Source organism: Bradyrhizobium sp. BWA-3-5 (genome assembly GCF_032917985.1).
Lineage (GTDB): Bacteria > Pseudomonadota > Alphaproteobacteria > Rhizobiales > Xanthobacteraceae > Bradyrhizobium.
On record NZ_CP136626.1, the window covers coordinates 6,460,528 to 6,478,082 of the forward strand.

Below are 17,555 nucleotides of genomic sequence, written 5' to 3' on the forward strand. Positions count from 1 at the left end.
TGTGAGCCGGGGCGGGGTGACAATGTTTCAACACAGACACTGTCGGATGTGGAGAGACCTTCACCCTACCTCGGTTCGCATGAGATGCGAACCGATCCACGAGCGAGCTTCGCTCGTCTCGGACCCCTCCAGGGGAAGGCGTGGCGTGCCTACTCCTTAAGCCGCTACAACCTTCCGCTCGGCCGGGAACGGGCCGAGCACACGCTCAACCAGCGCGGAATCGCAATATTCCTTGATTTCCTTGATCTTGCCGTTCTCGATCCGCCAGATCATGCAATACTGATTATTGTAGCGCTCGCCTTGCTTGGTGACGTTGTCGCCGCGCGCTTCAACCACGACATAATCGCCCTCCGCGATGAAATTGAACGCGTGCGTCCGCGGCCGCGCCGCGGCGAGCTGCGAGCGCAGATGCCCCAGCAGGGCGTTATTGATGGCGTCGCGGCCCTTGAATGTGCCCGACCAGGAATATTCGCCGGTGACGATCCAGGCGGCATCCTCGGCGAGATTGTCGACGAAGGTCGTTCCACTGCCGTTCGCTGAATCCGCGTAGATCTGCTGCACCAGTCTCTTGTTGTTGGCTGCACTCATCGATTGTCTCCGTTGTTGAAGAAGGCGACCGCGCTCCCCGCGGCCGGTGGACGTCAGGCGGCCGGAAACGGCCGGCAGATTTCGGGCTCGGGCGGCAGGCGCAGGCCGTTGGCGAGATAGCCGACGGTCCGGTAGTAGCCGGCGAGCATCAGCAGTTCGAGGATGGCTTCATCGGCGAATGCCGCCTGCAAGGCGGGCCACAATTCGTCGCTGATGTCGCAGCGGTCATGCAGCTCGTCGGCGAGGCGGATCAGAAGCGCATCATTGGCTTCCCAGCAGGCGCTGCCGGCGTCGCCGTGCACCGTCGCGTTGATCTGCTCCTCGGTCAGCCCGGCTTCATCCGCAAAATAGTGGACGCGCATGCCCCATTCATATTGGCAGCCGCAGCGCGCGGTCACCCGATGCAGCAGCACCTCACGCTGCCGGAGGCTGAGCTTCATTCCGGGCATGTAGCTTGGTGCGCCACGAATGAAGCGCTCGAACAGCTCCGGATGGCGCGCCAGCGTGGTGAACAGGCGAAACGGCGGCATCCAGGACCGCGGCATGCGATCGAAGGCGGCCTGGACCTTGTCGGGATAGGGCGCCGTGGCCGGCGCCAGTCGTGCAGTCATGCGGGCTTGTCTCGATGTTTCGGATGCCCGCGATCTTCAGCCGGATCTCACCATTCTTCCAATCGATAGAGGGTATAGTATATATTCGTCCTATGAATTTGAATTCGCTTGACCTCAATCTCCTGGTCGCACTCGACGCGCTGCTTCGCGAAGCCAATGTCAGCCGCGCCGCGATGCGGATCGGGCTGTCGCAGCCGGCGACGAGCCATGCGCTGCAGCGGCTGCGCGACCTGATCGGCGATCCCTTGCTGGTGCGGACCGGCGCGCGGATGGAGCTGACACCGCGGGCGCAGGCGCTGCGCGCACCACTGGCGCAGACGCTGGATCAGGTGCGCTCGCTGTTCGTCCCCGACGATTTCGACGCGGCGCGAAGCGAGCGGCAGTTTCGCCTGATGATGCCGGACCTGGCGGTCGAGCTTCTGATGCCGCCGCTGATGGCGAAGATCACAAAACTGGCGCCGAACGTGCGGATCGACGTGGTGCCGTGGCGGGGCCCGGCCATCTTCACCGCCGAATTCGCCCGCACCATCGATCTCGTGATCTCGATCGGCAACGCCTTCACCGGCTTCCACCGCCAGCGCCTCTACACCGATAGCGATGCCCTCGCCGTCCGCCGCGGCCATCCCGTCGGGGCGAAGCTGAAACGGATCGAGACATTTCTCGACGCGCGCCACGTCGCGGTGGTGATCCGCGGCCAGAGCGACGACCTGATTGACATGTGGTTGCGCCCAAAAGGCATCGAGCGGCGAATCGCCCTCGTCGTGCCGGGTTATCTCGAGGCGCTGCATGTCGCCGCGCGCACCGACCTCGTCGCCTTCGTGCCGCGCCGCCTGATATCAGCGCTGTCGAAGCAATTGTCGCTGGCGACGGTGATGCCGCCGCAAGATCCCGGGATCGACGAGCAGCATATGTTCTACCCGACCCGCGCCCAGATGGACCCCGGCTCGATCTGGCTGCGCAACATCATGCTCGGCATCGGCCGCGAGATGGAGCGGGGCAAAATTCGTGCCTCGTAATAACTGTCGTCCCTGCGAACGCAGGAACCCATAACCACAGGGCGCTGTTGCATGCCGAGTTGGAGCTCCAGCTCTTTCCAATAACCAACGACGGTGGTTATGGATCCCGGCTCGCGCTTCGCTTGGCCGGGACGACAGCATTAGAGGGGGCACGCTTCGCCTTGCCCCATACAGCACCTACAGCATCAGCGCTTCAGATCCGCCAGCACCTTCTGCGCGGCCGGCCGCTCTTCCATCCTCCTGCGGTGAGCCGCCACCTTCGGCAGCGCGGCGAGATCGACGCCGTCGCCTTCGAGCCAGCCGGAGATGGTGTAGAGATAGGGATCGCAGATCGTGTACTGCTCGCCCATCACCCAGGGCCCCTTCAGCATGTCGCGCTCGATCAGCGCGAAGCTGGCGGCCATGGTTTCCGGCACCTTGCGCTTCATGTCGGCAAAAGAGGTTTCGTCGACCGCCCAGCGATAGCCGCGCATCTTGTGCGCATGATTGATGTGCACCGTCGAGCAGAGATAGCTGTTGAACGACTGCGCCTGAGCAAACGCGAAGGAATCTTCAGGCGCCAGCTTCGCTTTCGGAAAGCTGCTCGCAATGAAGGCGAGGATCGCCGGCGTCTCGGTCAGCGTGCCCTGCTCCGTCACCAGCGCCGGCACCCGCCCTTTCGGATTGATCGCAAGATATTCTGCCGTGGTCTGCTGGCTGTTCTTGAAGTCGAGCCGTTCGGCGCTGTAGGGCGCACCGGCCTCTTCGAGGGCGATATGCGAAGCCAGCGCGCAGGTGCCGGGGGCGGTGTAAAGCTTGAACATGGCGGTCCTCATTGGGAAAGCCGGACGTTACCGGCATGCCCCCGGCCCGTCCACCCCCAGTGGGTGGAACATCCGATCGCGGTTCAACTCGGCCGCGGCTGCAGCCTGCCCTCAACATAGACGCTGACGATCGTGTCGTCGGACGGATAATGCTCGGGCGCCACTGCCGTGATCTGGGCCTGGATGCACTTCCAGGCGCCGTTCTCGAACAGATAGGTGTCCGTGTAAGTCGTCATACCGGTCACTTCAGCACCGTCGCGGCGGCGGGTGCATTTGTTGGTGGAGCGGACGAGCGCAACATCGCCGATCACGGTAATGAGTTCGTCACGGACGTCCCAGTAGATGATGACCTCGGGGTCGAAGGCGGTCGCCCAGTATTTCAGATAGGTCGCGCGGTCCCAGCGCTGGCCCGTCGGCCAGATGTTGATGAAGTCGGGGTGCAGAATGGCGTCGTGCGACGCCACGTCGCTGGTCACGAAATTATGGATGAAGCGGGCATTTAGCGCGCGCAGCTCGTCCATCACGGCAGCCGATTGATGATTGCGCAAGGCGGTTTGCATCTCGAACTCCTCCGGATTGTCATTGGGCCATCAGGCGCGCCGTTTCGGCGGTCGCGCCATCGGCCGGAAAGAAGCACTCGATCTTGATCTGCTGCAGGGCAGCATCCGTCGGCATCGCCAGCGTCGTGAAGGTGGAGAAGAAGCAAAGGCGATAGTCGCCCTTCACCAGCTGCATCGTCATCACGGGCGAAGACGGCGGATGGCGCGGCAGCCGCCACTCGGCCGACAGCCCAGGATAGGCCATGATTTCATCGAGCAGCGCTGCCGCCGCGCGGCTGCCCTGCGCGACGTCGCGGTGCAATATCTGGATCAGTTGTCGCGCGAATTCGTCCCAATTCAGCATGAACTGCCGCAAGCCCTTTGGATGAAACACGACATGCATGGCATTGTCGGCAAGGCCGTTTTCCATCTCGTAGGAATCTCTGAAGGGCTTGAGCAGGCGCGCCGAACCCTGGTTGCGCATCCGAACGTCCCAATGCCCGTCGATCACGATCCCCGGATAGGGCTCCTGCTGCCTCAACATGAAATCGAGCGCCTGTCGCACCGGCTGCAGGTTCTCGGCGGCCAGCCCCTTGTCGCCATAGGGTGGCACAAAACCGGCCGCGACATGCAGGGCATTGCGCTCCTCGAGCGGCAGGTCGAGCGCGCTGCCGAGCAGCTGCACCATCTCGCGGCTCGGCTGCGAGCGGCCGGTTTCCAGAAAGCACAGATGCCGGGCCGACACGTTGGCGTCCACCGCCAGCTCGATCTGGGTCAGGCGGCGCACGCCGCGCCAATGCTTCAAGAGCCGGCTGAATTGCCCGGCCGTAATTTCGTGCGAGTTGGTGTCTGAAGCAGCCATACCGACAATCTAGACCATCGCATCGGATCAGCAATTACCTCCGATGTAAGTGACGAGCCGCGCAATTCCCTGCAGAATGAAGGTGATAGAGACAGAGGTTCAGGGACCAGTTGGATGGACAAGAGCGCAATCATCAAGACCGTGACGCAGTACATGGCGGCGTGGAACGAGGTAGACGATACGGCGAGGCGCGCCCTGCTCGCGCAATGCTGGAGCGAGGAAGGCGTCTATCTCGATCCCAACGTCTCGCTGGCTGGGCGCGACGCGCTGGCGACGAAGATCGGCGAGGTCATGGCGAGCCGGCCCCGCGCGCGGCTGGAATTCATGAGCGGCATCGATATCCATCACAACATGGTTCGCTTCCTCTGGCGCCTCGTACGCGCCGACGGAACCAGCGGCGACACCTCGATCGATTTCGGCGAGGTCGGTCCCGACGGCCGGCTGGTCAGGATCGTCGGCTTCTTCGGCGCACCGCCGCCGCTTCCGTAAACCACCGGGGCTGCCAGGGATTCCAGCCGCCTTCGCAGTTGCCCCCTGCCGCGCCTCATGCCATGACGCCGGGGAAGTAACAGGGGCGTATCATGACGGTTCTCATCGCGGGCGGCGGCATCGGCGGGTTGACGCTGGCGCTCAGCCTGCACCAGATCGGCGTCAAGGCCAAGGTGTTCGAAAGCGTGCCGGAGCTGCGGCCGCTCGGCGTCGGTATCAACGTGCTGCCGCATGCGGTGCGCGAACTCATCGAGCTCGGCCTGCATGATGTACTCGACGCGGCCGCGGTGCGCACCAAGGAGCTCGCCTATTTCTCCAAGCACGGCAAGCCGATCTGGAGCGAGCCGCGCGGCATCGAGGCCGGGTACAAATGGCCGCAGTTCTCGATCCACCGCGGCACGCTGCAGCAGATCCTGCTCGATGCCGCGATCGAACGGCTGGGCAAGGAAAACATCCTGACCAGCCACCATCTCACCGGCTGGACTGAAACCGAAGACGGCGTCCGCGCCGAGTTCATCGACAAGGTGACCGGCCAGTCAAAAGGCCATTACGAGGGCACGCTGCTGATCGCGGCCGACGGCATCCATTCGGCGGTGCGCGACAAGCTCTACCCTGCGGAAGGCCCGCCGATCTGGAACGGTCGCATCCTGTGGCGCGGCATCACCGACAGCGACGCCTTCCTGTCCGGCCGCACCATGATCATGGCCGGCCACGAGATCCTGAAATTTGTCTGCTACCCGATCTCGAAACAGGCCGACAGCGCCGGCAAGTTCAGGATCAACTGGGTGGCCGAGCGGCACATGCCGCCGACCTATCAGTGGCGGCGCGAGGATTATAACCGGACCGCAAAACTCGAAGAGTTTCTGCCCTGGTTCAAGGACTGGAAGTTCGACTGGCTCGACGTCCCCGGCCTGATCGAGAACTGCCCGCACGCCTATGAATATCCCCTGGTCGACCGCAATCCGATCCCGCAATGGACCTTCGGCCGCGTCACGCTGATGGGCGACGCCGCCCATCCGATGTACCCGATCGGCTCCAACGGTGCCTCGCAGGCCATTCTGGACGCGCGCGTCATCACCCGCGAAATTCTCGCCAAGGGCACGACCAACGCCGCGCTTATGGCTTATGAAGCCGAGCGGCGGCCGGCGACGACTGACCTCGTGATGCTCAACCGCCGCAACGGTCCCGAGCAGGTGATGCAGATGGTCGAAGAGCGTGCGCCCAATGGATTTGCCGTCGTCACCGACGTGCTCTCACAGCAGGAGCTGGAAGACATCGCCGCCAATTACAAGCGCGTCGCCGGCTTCCAGGTCGAGGGGCTCAACGCCAAGCCGCCGATCGTCCAGTTCACGCAGGAAGCGCCGCGGGCCGCGGGCTGACAGCAGGAGCGATCGCTTTTGCCGTCTCGACCAGCCGCGCGCTGGTCGTCGCGGTCGCCAGCAGCGTGCCGTCCTCGGCGGTCAGCCGCCCTTCCACGAAGGCGACGGTCTTGCCGAGCTGGGTGACCTTCGCCTCGCCAGTGATCGGCCCGGGCCTTGCCGGCGCCAGAAAATTAACGGTCATGGTGATAGTCGCCGTGTAAAGCCTGCCCTCGGTCATGGCGAAGACGGCCGGTCCCATCGTATCATCGAGCATCGCCGAGAGGATGCCGCCCTGCACGAAGCCAGCCGGATTGCAGAAATCCTGCTTGCCGTCGAAGCCGATGCGGATCCAGCCCTCGGCCGGACGGGCATCGAGCACATGCCAGCCGAGCAGCCTGGAAGATGGCGGCGGGGTCAGTCTATCGAGGGCCGTTGCGATCATGGGAATCTCCTTGGACTGCCCTCCTAATGCAGCGCTGCTGCCAGCATGGTGTCAGCAATCCACGTTCCCGCCGGCTTCAATTTTGATCATTTCCAAAAGTTCGAGGCTGGCGCCTGCGTCGTGTCCCGGTTAGAAGACGCCTGCTGCGCCATCGCGCACCGTAAGCGTCTCACGTCAGGCAACGCATTCAACCGGTCGGTTCGACCGAGGTGGAATGCACCATGCATGCCGTTCGTGATTGACCGACCGAAATTCCTGGATTGACATATGATATCCTCTCCTGTCCCGCGTCCGCGCGGAAAATTGCCGGCGCGCGATGCGGCGATCGTCATGCCGCTGGTGTTGTCGGTGCTGATGACCTTCGTCGTCTCGGCGATCTCGACCTTGCGAAGCCTCGGTCCGACACCTGCCTTCGTGGCGACCTGGCCGGCCGCATGGGCGATATCGTGGCTGGTGGCGTTTCCGACCCGGCTCGCGCTGCTGCCGCTGGTGCGCAGGATCGTGGCGTTCGCCGTTGAGACGCCAAGCTCCAGCTAGGCCGCAGCCTCGCAAATATCTTGGCAGTTCGTTTTGCCCGCGGAGACTTCGCGTCAGATCAGAGGAGCTCGCCTGCAGGATGTGCGTAGCGCCGGCACAGCCCTTGATTTTACGTAGTCTCCGTGGTAGCTACGCTTCATGATCAACGTCGTACGCATCTCGAACCGTAAACACGTGACCCGCTCTCGCTGGGCCGTGGAGGGAGTCGTGCGCTAGAATTCGACGACGCGATCTTTCCACCAGGCCCCGCCGGCATCGGATGGGGCCTTTTGTTTGGCCACGCTCCCTGCCGGCACAACAGCAGGAGCATCCGATGCCACCCCAACAGACAAACTTCACATCCGAGACCGGGCGCGACGCTGCACGGCTCCATCTCGCCGCCGCTTTGGTGAAAGATGCCACGGGCAACGCTTTGGCCGAGGCACGCCCCGATGCGTCCATCGCCGCGCTCAGAGACACTTTGTCGGAAAAGGAAGCGGCCGGACCACCGGTCGCATCGACACGGGGCCTCTTGAGTTTGGTGCAGGAATATTGGGGAGCGCTTCGAAAGCGGTGCCCAAAGGGGGCGCCAGCCAGTTTGCACGACCTGAGTGACAGACATCTGAAGGATATCGGCCTGCCCCCCAGTGACATCGACTGCATCGTCGCTCGCCGAGCTAGTGAAAGGTTCAAAGATGGCGCGATGTATCTATAGCTGTCTCGTGGGTGTGACGTAACTGACGGTGTCCGCTTCCGGCGGCAAACGGACGCATTATTATGCGTGCGCGCCCCAAGCTCAGCCCAACGCGTGCGCGATGACCTTGCGCATCACGTTGGGCAACGCCTCATCGGCCAGCGTTGCGACCGGCACCCAGCGCATGCCTTCCGGCGCGCGCGTGCGCGGCGGCACGGTCGCGGTATAGACGACGAGTTCAAGCGGGAAATGCGTGAACACGTGGGTGACGACGCCGGCGTTGCGGTGCCAGCGCGAGACCGTCTTGAGCGCCGGCGCCTGCTTCAGCGCCGCCTTGTCATCCTGTCCGGCGCGCCACTCCGAGCCGGGTACTTCCGTCATGCCGCCGAGCAGGCCCTTTTCGGGCCGCGTGCGCACCAGAAGCTCATCGCCGCGCGTCACCACGAAGGCGACGCCGCGGCGCAGGTCGCCCGACTTCTTCGGCGCCTTGCGCGGAAACGTCTCCTGATCGCCGCGCAGGCGCGCGGCGCAATCCTCGTTCAGTGGACACAGCGCGCAGGCGGGTTTCTTCGGCGTGCAGATCGAGGAGCCGAGATCCATCAGAGCCTGTGCGCTGTCGCCGGCGCGCGATTCTCCGAGCAACGTCGCGGCCAACTCCTGGATGCGCGGCTTGGCCTGCGGCAACGGCTCTTCCACCGCATAAAGCCGCGAGGTCACGCGCTCGATATTGCCATCGACCGGCATGGTTTTGAGGTCGAAGGCGATCGCGCCGATCGCCGCCGCCGTGTAGGGGCCGATCCCCGGCAGGTTGCGCAGGCTTTCCTCGGTGTCCGGAAAAACCCCGCCATGGTCGCGCAGCACCGCGACGGCGCAGGCGTGGAGATTGCGTGCGCGCGAGTAATAGCCGAGCCCGGCCCACATCCGCAGCACGTCGTCCAGCGAGGCGCGGCCGAGCGCAGCGACGTCCGGCCAGCGCGCCAGAAATTTTTCGAAATACGGCCCGACCGTCTTCACGCCGGTCTGCTGCAGCATGATCTCGGACAGCCAGACCCGGTACGGATCCGCCCGCTCGCCCGCCGGTGCGCGCCACGGCAGCCGCCGGCGATGGCGGTCATACCAGTCGAGCAGCAGCGCGGGACGATCTGCGGCGCTTTCGGCGGATGCTGATTGTCGTTTGATTCTGGCGGCGGCGGAGGAACCCATCACGATATTCTAGTAGCAGAACGCCAATCTCTCCACGTCATGCCCGGGCTTGTCCCGGGCATCCACGTCTTTCTTCCTCGTCCCATGACGCCGAGGAAGGTTACGTTCCCATCAGACAAAGTGATACAAGCACCCCATGTCCAAGCCCGGCCCGGTCACCGCAAAGCCCCTCTCCGTCCTGCTCAGCGACGTTTTTACCGACGCCTATGCGAAGCAGGGATTCGCCGCGCGCGAATTGGTGACGCGCTGGGCCGATATTGCTGGGCCTGAAATCGCCGCCTATTCCGAGCCGATGAAGATGCAATGGCCGCGGCCGGTGGAGGGGCAGCCGCAGGAACCGGCGACGCTGGTACTGCGGGTGGAAGGGCCGATGGCGCTGGAGATCCAGCATTCCTCCGACGTCATCCTGCAGCGGGTCAACCGCTTCTTCGGCTGGAGCGCGGTCGGCCGGCTGGCGCTGCGGCAGGCCCCGCTGTCACGCCGCAAAGGCCCCGCACGCCGGCAGGCGCCGGACCCGAAAGCCGTCGCGAAAGTTGCCGAAACGCTGTCGGGGATAGAGGACGAGGAGCTGCGCGCCGCGCTGGCGCGGCTTGGCGCCGCGATCAAGCGAAATTGAGCCTTTTGCGCAGGCAGGCCGCGGCAACGCGCCATTGCCACAACCACCGTTTCAAGCTAGCGAAGGCGTGTTTTCGTAACTTTCGGGCGTGAACGCGCCATTCGGGAGCCGACCTTGATGATCACGCGCCGCGCCTTCACCGCCGCTCTTTCGCTGACCGGGCTTGGCCTCTTCGCCGGCTTCTCGCCGCTCAAGCTGATCACGGACGCGATGGCGCAGTCGGCCACTGACGTCGCCAAGCCTGTGTCGCTGCCCGACATGGCGATCGGCCCGCAGAACGCCGCGGTCACCATCACCGAGTTTGCCTCAATGACCTGCCCGCATTGCGCGGCGTTCACTGAAAAGGTGTTCCCGAAGATCAAGTCGGAATTCATCGACACCGGCAAGATCCGCTTCATCTTCCGCGAATTCCCGCTCGATATCAAAGCGGCGGCCGGCTCGATGCTGGCGCGCTGCATCGCCAAGGACGACGCGCCGAAATATTTCGCCGTCATCGACCTCCTGTTCAAGCAGCAGAACGACTGGGTGGCGAAGAACACCACCGAGACGCTGACCCGGATCGGCAAGCAGGCCGGCCTCACCCAGGCCCAGGTCGAGGACTGCCTGAAGGATCAGGCGCTGCTCGACAAGATCGCGGCCGACCAGAAATACGCCGCCGAGGTGCTGAAGGTGGATTCGACGCCGACCTTCTTCATCAACGGCGAGAAGGTGAAGGGCGAGCAGAGCTTCGAGGAGTTCTCCAAGCGCATCAACGCGCTGCTGAAGAGCTGATTCGGCGCCCGCGGATTCATCCGCGCCGATAAGTCCAGTAAAAGACGCCACCCAAGCGCCTCAAATCCCTTGGGAAAAGCCCCTTAAATGCCCCTTGCGGCCGTTGCCCTCCGGCCCCGGCCTCGCCATTGTCGCGGGCCATAAGAGCCGCAGCGGGCGGTTCGCCCACACACCGACATTGCCTTCTATGGTATTGTCACGGCAGGGAGATTCGCGCCCAGCCAACAGAGATTTGTGTTCATGAAACTCACGCGCCTCCGCCTCCACGGTTTCAAGTCATTCGTCGAACCCACTGATTTTGTGATCGAACCCGGCCTCACCGGCGTGGTCGGTCCGAACGGCTGCGGCAAGTCGAATCTGGTCGAGGCGCTGCGCTGGGCGATGGGCGAGACCTCGCACAAATCGCTGCGCGCCGCCGACATGGATGCGGTGATCTTCGCCGGTTCCGGCAATCGCCCGGCGCGCAACCACGCCGAAGTCACCATGACGATCGACAATGCCGATCGCACCGCGCCGGCCGCCGTCAATGACAGCCAGGTGCTGGAAATCTCACGCCGCATCGAGCGCGAGGCCGGTTCCGTCTACCGCATCAACGGCCGCGACGTCCGCGCCCGCGACGTGCAGATCCTGTTTGCCGATGCCGCCACCGGCGCGCGTTCGCCGGCGCTGGTCCACCAGGGCAAGATCGGCGAGATCATCCAGGCCAAGCCGGAACAGCGCCGCCGCGTGCTGGAAGACGCTGCCGGCGTCGCCGGCCTGCACGCCCGCCGCCACGAGGCCGAGCTGCGGCTGAAGGCGGCCGAAACCAACCTCACCCGCGTCGAGGACGTGATCGGCCAGCTCACCGGCCAGATGGAAGGCCTGAAGAAGCAGGCGCGTCAGGCCATCCGTTTTCGCGAAGTCGCCGCCAAGGTGCGCAAGGCCGAGGCCACGCTGTTCCATCTGCGATGGATCGGGGCCAATGCCGACGTCGCCGAGGCCGCGCACACCCATGACATCAACGTCCGCGAGATGGCCGAGCGCACCCGCGAGCAGGCCGAAGCCGCGCGCATCCAGGCGATCCGCGCCTCCGAACTGCCGGCGCTCCGCGAAGGCGAAGCCCGCGCCGCAGCCGGACTGCAGCGCCTCACCAACGCGCGCGAACAGCTCGACCGCGAGGAAGAGCGCGCCAAGGAGCGCGTCGCCGAGCTCGACCGCCGGCTGTCGCAGTTCGCCGGCGACATCGCCCGCGAGCAGCAGCAGATGATCGATGCCGAGGCCGCGCTGCAGCGGCTCGACACCGAAGACGCCGAGCTGAAGGAAGAGATCAAGTCGCGCGTGGAAAAACGCTCCGGCGTCGATGAGCGCGTCGCGGAAGCCGAAGCGACGCTGGCCGGCGCCGAGCGCATGTTCGGCGAGCTGACCGCCGCCCTCGCCGACCTCACCGCGAAACGCAACCAGTTGGAAGCCGGCGTCCGCACCCATCGCGACCGCCTCGCCCGGCTCGATCAGGAAATCGCAAAAGTCCAGGCCGACGAGCAGAATCTCCTTGCGGAAACCGGTGGTCTCGGCGATCTCGACGCACTCGCCGCCACCATGGAAACCGCGCAGGAGACGCTCGCCGCGTCCGAAGCCGCCGCGCAGGCCAGCGAGACCGGCCACATCGCCGCCCGGCAGAAGCTCGAAGCTTCGCGCGCGCCGCTGACAGAAGCCGAAAAGCGCGTGCAGCGGCTGGAGACCGAAGCGCGCACGATTTCAAAGCTCGTCAACGCCGAAACCAAGAATTTGTGGCCGCCGATCATCGACGGCGTCACGGTTGCGAAGGGTTATGAAAAGGCGATCGGTGCCGTGCTCGGCGACGATCTCGACGCGCCGGTCGACCCCTCCGCGCCGATGCGCTGGACCAATGCGGGCGCGACGTTCGACGATCCCTCGCTGCCTGATGGCGTTGAACCGCTGGCGGGGCATGTCGAGGCGCCGCCGGAACTGCGGCGACGCCTGGCGCAGATCGGCGTCGTGCCGAAGGAGCGTGGCGCGGAGCTGGTCTCGCAGTTAAAGACCGGCCAGCGGCTGGTGTCGCTCGAAGGCGACGTCTGGCGCTGGGACGGCTTTGTTGCCGCCGCGCATGCGCCGACCGGCGCCGCACGGCGTCTCGCCGAGCGCGCCCGCCTCGTCGACATCGAGCACGAGCTGGAGCAGGCCCGCATCGATGCCACCACCAAGCGCCAGGCGCTGGAAGACGCCGAGGCCGAGCTGAAGGCGGCCTCATCGGCCGAAACCGCTGCCCGCGAGGCCTGGCGTGCCGCGCAGCGCGAGGCCGATGCCGCGCGCGAGCGCCATGCCACCACCGAGCGCGAGATCAGCCGCCACGCCGCGCGCAAGTCGGCGCTAACCGAAGCCTACACCCGCCTCGCCGCCGATCGCAGCGAGGCCGAGGCGGCGCATGAGAGCGCTGGCGCCGCGCTGGAAGAGCTGGCCCCGACGGACGAGACGGAGGCAAAGCTCAGCGCCGTCAGGACCGGGATCGACGGCCACCGCCGCTTCGCCGCGCAAGTGCGCGCCGAAGCCCAGGCGCTGGCGCGCGAGGCGGAACTCGCCGACAAGCGCGTTCAAGCGATCACCGCCGAGCGCACGGAATGGCAGAACCGCAAGCAGAGCGCGGCCTCACAGGTCTCGACCGTCGAAGCGCGCATCACGGAAGTCACCGCCGAACGCGCCGACCTCGACAATGCGCCCGTCGTGTTCGCCGAAAAGCGCCGCGCGCTGATCGGCGAGATCGAGGCCGCCGAAGGCGCCCGCCGCGTCGCCGCCGACGCGCTGGCCGCCGCCGAAGGCCTGATGGCGCAGACCGACCGCGAGGCCAAGGCGTCGCTCGAAGCGCTCTCCTCCGCCCGCGAGGCCTGCGCCCGCGCCGAGGAGCGCATGGAGGGCACGAAGCGCCGACTTGCCGACATCGAGCGCGAAATCCACGACATGCTCGAGGTCGAGCCACATGCTGTGGCCGGCCTCGCCGAGATCGAGCCGGGCGCGGAGCTGCCGCCGGTCGGCGAGATCGAGGAAAACCTCGACAAGCTGCGCCGCGACCGCGAGCGGCTGGGCGCCGTCAATTTGCGCGCCGAAGAAGAGCTGAAAGAGGTCGAGACCCAGCACACCGCGCTCACCACCGAGCGCGACGATCTCGTCGAGGCCATCAAGCGACTGCGCCAGGGCATCCAGAGCCTCAACAAGGAAGCCCGCGAGCGGCTGCTCATCTCGTTCGAGACCGTCAACGCGCATTTCAAGCGGCTGTTCGTCGAACTGTTCGGCGGCGGCGAAGCGGCGCTGCACCTGATTGAAAGCGACGATCCGCTGGAAGCCGGCCTCGAGATCATCGCCAAGCCGCCGGGCAAGAAGCCGCAGACGCTGTCGCTGCTCTCGGGCGGCGAGCAGGCGCTGACCGCGCTGGCGCTGATCTTCGCGGTGTTCCTCACCAACCCCTCGCCGATCTGCGTGCTGGACGAAGTCGACGCGCCGCTCGACGACCATAACGTCGAGCGGTTCTGCAATCTGCTGCACGAGATGACCGCGTCGACCGAAACCCGCTTCATCATCATCACGCATAATCCGATCACGATGGCGCGGATGAACCGGCTGTTCGGCGTCACCATGGCCGAACGCGGCGTCTCGCAACTGGTCTCGGTCGGCCTCGACGACGCCGTGAAGATCCTCGATCAGCACGTGGCGTGAGATTACGCTTTCGTTGCCGCAAACAATGATGTCATCATCCGCGAAAGCGGATGATCCAGTACGCCGCGCCGCCCGTGGTGGTCACAAACCGCCCCGGCGTACTGGATGCCCGCCTTCGCGGGCATGACAAGACGAGATGACCTCACCCGACCTCCCCGCTGAACTGAAAGCAGCGCTCGACGGCAAGCTGCGCGGCTTTTCGCGCAGCGACGCCGCCAGCCGCGCCGCGTCGATTTCGAAAACTTATCGAGCCGGCGGCAATTCCGGCACAATCCGCACCGAGGCCGATGCCCTTACCTACGCGCTGGCGCGGATGCCCGCGACCTACGCCGCGGTGACCGCGAGCTTGAATGCACTGATCGAGATCAGGCCTGACCTGGCTCCGAAGACCTTGCTCGACATCGGCGCCGGGCCGGGCACCGCGACGTGGGCGGCCGCCGAAGCTTTCTCCTGCCTGCAACATTTCTCCCTGCTCGACGCCAATGACGCGCTGCGCACGCTGGCGCTCGATCTCGCGCGGGATTGCACCAGACTGCACGCCATCAGCTACGAACGCGGCGAAGCCCGCACCGCGCTGGCGAAGGCGGATGCCGCCGATCTTGTGGTGGCGAGCTATATGGTCAACGAGATCGGCGAGGCCGAACAACGCGCACTCGCCGAACTGATGTGGGAAAAGACCCGCGACACACTGCTCGTGGTCGAGCCCGGAACGCCCGCGGGCTACGCGCGGATCATCGCGCTGCGCGCGCGCCTCATCTCCCTCGGCGCGCATGTCGCCGCCCCCTGCCCGCATGACGGTCAGTGCCCGCTTCAACCGCCCGACTGGTGCCATTTCAGCCAGCGCCTGCAGCGCTCGCGCGCGCACATGCAGGTCAAGGGCGCGGAGGTGCCGTTCGAGGATGAGAGGTTCTCTTATGTGGCAGTGACGCGTGCACCTGTCGACGGCCGGCGCCATTCCCGTGTGCTGGCGCAACCTGATGTCGGCAAGGGCGCGATCACGGCAAAGCTGTGCACGCCGCTGGGACTGAGCTTCACCAAAGTCCCCCGCCGCGCCAAAGCGGATTACGCCAGCGCCCGCCGCTGGCGGTGGGGCGATGCGGTGATCGAGGAGAGCTGATCCACACCGCGATCTCCGTGCCCCGGACGCTGCGCAGCGCGCCGCCCCTGCGGCGTGATGCGCTGCAGAGCCGGGGCCCATCTTTCCACTTCCCATTCCGCCGGCGGTGGGTCCCGGCTCTGCGGTGCATCGTCAAGAGACGCTGCACCGCGTCCGGGACACGGCCCTTCACGAAGCTGGCTTGAACTTATCCCACCCCGCTGCCGACTAAAGCCAAGCCCCAAGTCTCCTCCCACCTTCCGGGCGGGCTGCCACACGCCCCGGTTTTCGTCTAATTTCTTTGTCTCGTCCCCTTCAGGAGCTCTCCCTCATGTCGACCGGCTGGATCGTTCTCGGCGTCATCGTCATCATCGTGCTGTTTGCGTTCGGCGCCTATAACCGCCTGGTCGCGCTCAGCCAGCGCGTCGGGCAGGCCTTTGCCGATATCGACGTCCAGCTCAAGCAGCGCCACGACCTGATACCGAACCTGGTCGAGACCGTGAAGGGCTACGCCAGCCACGAGCGCGGCACGCTCGACGACGTCATCAAGGCCCGCAATTCGGCGATGTCGGCGCAAGGCCCGGCGCAGGTGTCCGCCGCCGAGAACCAGCTCTCCGGCGCGCTCGGCCGCCTGATCGCGCTGTCGGAGGCCTATCCGGACCTCAAGGCCAACGCCAATTTCCAGCAGCTCGCCAGCGAACTGTCCGACCTCGAAAACAAGATCGCGGCCAGCCGCCGCTTCTTCAACAACGCCGTCCAGGAATACAACACCGGCATCCAGCAGCTTCCCGCCGCGCTGTTCGCCGGCATGTTCGGCTTCACCCGCAAGGAATTCTTCGACCTCGGCACCAGCCGCACCGAGGTCGAGACGGTGCCGAGCGTGAAGTTCTAGTGCGAGGTGGCGTCTCTCTTTCTCCGTCATTCCGGGGCGATGCAAAGCATCGAACCCGGAATCTCGTTTAGCGCACAAACCTCTGGATTCTGGGTTCGTCGCCTTGCGACGCCCCGGAATGACGGTGGTTAGCGGAAGGCAAATATGGCCGCGTACGGTCTCTACACGCATATCGCATCGAACAAGATGCGCTCGATGCTGCTGCTCGCCGGCCTGTTCCTGCTGATCTATGTGCTGGTGTTCGCCGGCGCGCTGGTCGGCGAAGTGTTCTTCCATAGCGACAGGCCACTCAACTATTACCTGACGCACGCCTCACGCGACCTGGTCTCGGCGTTTCCCTACGCTACGATCGCCGCCGCGCTGTGGATCGTGATCGCCTATTTCTTCCACCAGAACATGATCGACGCCGTCACCGGCGGCGCGAGCGTGACGCGGCAGCAAGAGCCGCGGCTCTATAATCTCCTCGAAAATCTCTGCATCTCGCGCGGCATCCCGATGCCGAAGCTGAAGGTGATGGATAGCCCCGCGCTTAACGCCTTCGCCGCCGGCCTCAACCGCCGGCAATATTCCATCACTGTCACCACGGGGCTTCTGCAGGCGCTGAACGACCAGGAGGTCGAGGCCGTGCTCGGCCACGAGCTCACCCATATCCGCAATGGCGACGTGCAGCTGATGGTGGTCGCGGTGATCATCGCTGGCGCAGTCGGCTTCTTCGGCGAACTGTTCTTTCGCATGTTCACCAACCTGTCGTGGAATTCGAGCGGCAGCGGCTGGTCGTCCTCGTCATCCCGTTCCTCGTCTTCGTCATCCGATCGCGACAGCAAGGGCGGCGGCGGCGCCATTTTGGCAATCATCATCGCGGTGGTTCTGATTCTGCTGGCCTGGCTGTTGTCGCAGGTGGTCAAGCTGGCGCTGTCGCGCTCCCGCGAGCTCCTGGCCGACGCCGGATCGGTCGAGCTGACCAAGAATCCGGACGCCATGATCACGGCGCTGCGCAAGATCGAGAACCGCGGCGAGCTGGAAGGCGCGACCTCGGCCGTCATGGAGCTCTGCGTCGACAATCCACGCGAAGGGTTTGCCGACCTGTTTGCGACCCATCCGTCGGTCGATTCGCGGGTCAAGGCGCTGGTGCAGTTTGCCGGGGGGCATGATCCCGGCCCGCTCGCCCTGCCGTCCGAGGCATCGAACGAAACGGACGAGCCGGAAGAATCAGCCGCCGAGCAGCCAGCATCCCCGGCGCCCCGCGGCCCCTCGAACAATGCCGGCACGCCCGCCGGCGCCCCCGCCGCCCCTCCCGGCCCCTTGGACGGCCCGTGGGGCCCGCACCGCTAGGCAGCTCCCCACCGCCCCG

At 65.3% G+C, this 17,555-nt stretch carries 18 protein-coding genes; 11 read left to right on the forward strand and 7 right to left on the reverse strand.

Annotated elements, in window-relative coordinates; translation table 11 throughout:
• Positions 1-156: 156 nt before the first annotated feature.
• Both RX331_RS30990 and RX331_RS30995 read right to left on the reverse strand, forming a co-directional pair.
• Positions 157-588, reverse strand: coding sequence for a nuclear transport factor 2 family protein (locus tag RX331_RS30990; RefSeq protein WP_317253392.1), 432 nt, complete (start codon positions 586-588; stop codon positions 157-159).
• Between the two features lie 53 nt (positions 589-641).
• The gene (locus RX331_RS30995) at positions 642-1,199 is read right to left on the reverse strand and encodes a carboxymuconolactone decarboxylase family protein (protein WP_317253393.1); all 558 of its coding nucleotides are present in this window, start codon (positions 1,197-1,199) and stop codon (positions 642-644) included.
• A 92-nt stretch (positions 1,200-1,291) separates the two neighbouring features.
• On the opposite strand from RX331_RS30995, the gene RX331_RS31000 reads away from it, so the two are divergent.
• Entirely contained in the window at positions 1,292-2,215 is a 924-nt protein-coding gene (locus RX331_RS31000; RefSeq protein WP_317253394.1) for a LysR family transcriptional regulator, read from the forward strand.
• A 185-nt stretch (positions 2,216-2,400) separates the two neighbouring features.
• Here the strand turns inward: RX331_RS31000 and RX331_RS31005 are convergent, their stop codons facing one another.
• The 3 genes from RX331_RS31005 to RX331_RS31015 form a co-directional block, all read right to left on the reverse strand.
• Positions 2,401-3,018, reverse strand: coding sequence for a glutathione S-transferase (locus RX331_RS31005; RefSeq protein ID WP_317253395.1), 618 nt, complete (start codon positions 3,016-3,018; stop codon positions 2,401-2,403).
• Positions 3,019-3,101: 83 nt separating this feature from the next.
• Positions 3,102-3,578: a nuclear transport factor 2 family protein gene (locus tag RX331_RS31010; RefSeq protein WP_317253396.1), complete on the reverse strand. Its 477-nt coding sequence runs from the start codon at positions 3,576-3,578 to the stop codon at positions 3,102-3,104.
• Between the two features lie 19 nt (positions 3,579-3,597).
• A complete protein-coding gene (locus RX331_RS31015; protein ID WP_317253397.1) occupies positions 3,598-4,419 on the reverse strand; it encodes a helix-turn-helix transcriptional regulator in 822 nt (273 codons plus the stop codon).
• Between the two features lie 114 nt (positions 4,420-4,533).
• On the opposite strand from RX331_RS31015, the gene RX331_RS31020 reads away from it, so the two are divergent.
• Both RX331_RS31020 and RX331_RS31025 read left to right on the forward strand, forming a co-directional pair.
• A complete protein-coding gene (locus tag RX331_RS31020) occupies positions 4,534-4,908 on the forward strand; it encodes a nuclear transport factor 2 family protein (RefSeq protein WP_317253398.1) in 375 nt (124 codons plus the stop codon).
• A gap of 92 nt (positions 4,909-5,000) precedes the next feature.
• Positions 5,001-6,287, forward strand: a complete 1,287-nt coding sequence (locus tag RX331_RS31025) for a flavin-dependent oxidoreductase (protein ID WP_317253399.1) — start codon at positions 5,001-5,003, stop codon at positions 6,285-6,287.
• Here the strand turns inward: RX331_RS31025 and RX331_RS31030 are convergent.
• Positions 6,256-6,711: a PaaI family thioesterase gene (locus RX331_RS31030; RefSeq protein WP_317253400.1), complete on the reverse strand. Its 456-nt coding sequence runs from the start codon at positions 6,709-6,711 to the stop codon at positions 6,256-6,258. The two genes, RX331_RS31025 and RX331_RS31030, sit on opposite strands and share 32 nt — an antisense overlap.
• Before the next feature lie 267 nt (positions 6,712-6,978).
• Here RX331_RS31030 and RX331_RS31035 point away from each other — a divergent pair, with 267 nt between their 5' ends.
• Together RX331_RS31035 and RX331_RS31040 are read left to right on the forward strand one after the other, a co-directional pair.
• Positions 6,979-7,248, forward strand: a complete 270-nt coding sequence (locus tag RX331_RS31035) for a DUF2798 domain-containing protein (protein WP_317253401.1) — start codon at positions 6,979-6,981, stop codon at positions 7,246-7,248.
• A 313-nt stretch (positions 7,249-7,561) separates the two neighbouring features.
• A complete protein-coding gene (locus RX331_RS31040; RefSeq protein ID WP_317253402.1) occupies positions 7,562-7,942 on the forward strand; it encodes a hypothetical protein in 381 nt (126 codons plus the stop codon).
• A gap of 81 nt (positions 7,943-8,023) precedes the next feature.
• Here RX331_RS31040 and mutY read toward each other — a convergent pair whose 3' ends face one another.
• Complete coding sequence (mutY, locus tag RX331_RS31045) at positions 8,024-9,124, reverse strand: A/G-specific adenine glycosylase (RefSeq protein ID WP_317253403.1); 1,101 nt, start codon at positions 9,122-9,124, stop codon at positions 8,024-8,026.
• A gap of 136 nt (positions 9,125-9,260) precedes the next feature.
• Here mutY and RX331_RS31050 point away from each other — a divergent pair, with 136 nt between their 5' ends.
• The 6 genes from RX331_RS31050 to RX331_RS31075 all read left to right on the forward strand — a co-directional run bounded on the left by RX331_RS31050 (position 9,261) and on the right by RX331_RS31075 (position 17,536).
• Entirely contained in the window at positions 9,261-9,740 is a 480-nt protein-coding gene (locus RX331_RS31050; protein ID WP_317253404.1) for a DUF721 domain-containing protein, read from the forward strand.
• A 114-nt stretch (positions 9,741-9,854) separates the two neighbouring features.
• Positions 9,855-10,511 carry a DsbA family protein gene (locus RX331_RS31055; RefSeq protein WP_317253405.1) on the forward strand — a complete coding sequence of 219 codons (657 nt, stop codon included), beginning with the start codon at positions 9,855-9,857 and terminating at the stop codon, positions 10,509-10,511.
• 240 nt (positions 10,512-10,751) lie between these two features.
• On the forward strand, positions 10,752-14,216 hold the full coding sequence (locus RX331_RS31060) for a chromosome segregation SMC family protein (protein WP_317253406.1): 3,465 nt from the start codon (positions 10,752-10,754) through the stop codon (positions 14,214-14,216).
• A gap of 136 nt (positions 14,217-14,352) precedes the next feature.
• On the forward strand, positions 14,353-15,333 hold the full coding sequence (locus tag RX331_RS31065) for a small ribosomal subunit Rsm22 family protein (protein WP_317253407.1): 981 nt from the start codon (positions 14,353-14,355) through the stop codon (positions 15,331-15,333).
• 310 nt (positions 15,334-15,643) lie between these two features.
• The gene (locus RX331_RS31070) at positions 15,644-16,204 is read left to right on the forward strand and encodes a LemA family protein (RefSeq protein WP_317253408.1); all 561 of its coding nucleotides are present in this window, start codon (positions 15,644-15,646) and stop codon (positions 16,202-16,204) included.
• Positions 16,205-16,348: 144 nt separating this feature from the next.
• Complete coding sequence (locus tag RX331_RS31075; protein ID WP_317253409.1) at positions 16,349-17,536, forward strand: M48 family metallopeptidase; 1,188 nt, start codon at positions 16,349-16,351, stop codon at positions 17,534-17,536.
• Positions 17,537-17,555: the final 19 nt, after the last annotated feature.

Excerpts from the sequence above, each read along its gene's own strand:
- RX331_RS30990 (WP_317253392.1), bottom strand. The coding sequence starts at position 588 with ATGAGTGCAGCCAACAACAAGAGACTGGTGCAGCAGATCTACGCGGAT.
- RX331_RS30995 (WP_317253393.1), bottom strand. The coding sequence starts at position 1,199 with ATGACTGCACGACTGGCGCCGGCCACGGCGCCCTATCCCGACAAGGTC.
- RX331_RS31000 (WP_317253394.1), top strand. The coding sequence starts at position 1,292 with ATGAATTTGAATTCGCTTGACCTCAATCTCCTGGTCGCACTCGACGCG.
- RX331_RS31005 (WP_317253395.1), bottom strand. The coding sequence starts at position 3,018 with ATGTTCAAGCTTTACACCGCCCCCGGCACCTGCGCGCTGGCTTCGCAT.
- RX331_RS31010 (WP_317253396.1), bottom strand. The coding sequence starts at position 3,578 with ATGCAAACCGCCTTGCGCAATCATCAATCGGCTGCCGTGATGGACGAG.
- RX331_RS31015 (WP_317253397.1), bottom strand. The coding sequence starts at position 4,419 with ATGGCTGCTTCAGACACCAACTCGCACGAAATTACGGCCGGGCAATTC.
- RX331_RS31020 (WP_317253398.1), top strand. The coding sequence starts at position 4,534 with ATGGACAAGAGCGCAATCATCAAGACCGTGACGCAGTACATGGCGGCG.
- RX331_RS31025 (WP_317253399.1), top strand. The coding sequence starts at position 5,001 with ATGACGGTTCTCATCGCGGGCGGCGGCATCGGCGGGTTGACGCTGGCG.
- RX331_RS31030 (WP_317253400.1), bottom strand. The coding sequence starts at position 6,711 with ATGATCGCAACGGCCCTCGATAGACTGACCCCGCCGCCATCTTCCAGG.
- RX331_RS31035 (WP_317253401.1), top strand. The coding sequence starts at position 6,979 with ATGATATCCTCTCCTGTCCCGCGTCCGCGCGGAAAATTGCCGGCGCGC.
- RX331_RS31040 (WP_317253402.1), top strand. The coding sequence starts at position 7,562 with ATGCCACCCCAACAGACAAACTTCACATCCGAGACCGGGCGCGACGCT.
- mutY (WP_317253403.1), bottom strand. The coding sequence starts at position 9,124 with ATGGGTTCCTCCGCCGCCGCCAGAATCAAACGACAATCAGCATCCGCC.
- RX331_RS31050 (WP_317253404.1), top strand. The coding sequence starts at position 9,261 with ATGTCCAAGCCCGGCCCGGTCACCGCAAAGCCCCTCTCCGTCCTGCTC.
- RX331_RS31060 (WP_317253406.1), top strand. The coding sequence starts at position 10,752 with ATGAAACTCACGCGCCTCCGCCTCCACGGTTTCAAGTCATTCGTCGAA.
- RX331_RS31065 (WP_317253407.1), top strand. The coding sequence starts at position 14,353 with ATGACCTCACCCGACCTCCCCGCTGAACTGAAAGCAGCGCTCGACGGC.
- RX331_RS31070 (WP_317253408.1), top strand. The coding sequence starts at position 15,644 with ATGTCGACCGGCTGGATCGTTCTCGGCGTCATCGTCATCATCGTGCTG.
- RX331_RS31075 (WP_317253409.1), top strand. The coding sequence starts at position 16,349 with ATGGCCGCGTACGGTCTCTACACGCATATCGCATCGAACAAGATGCGC.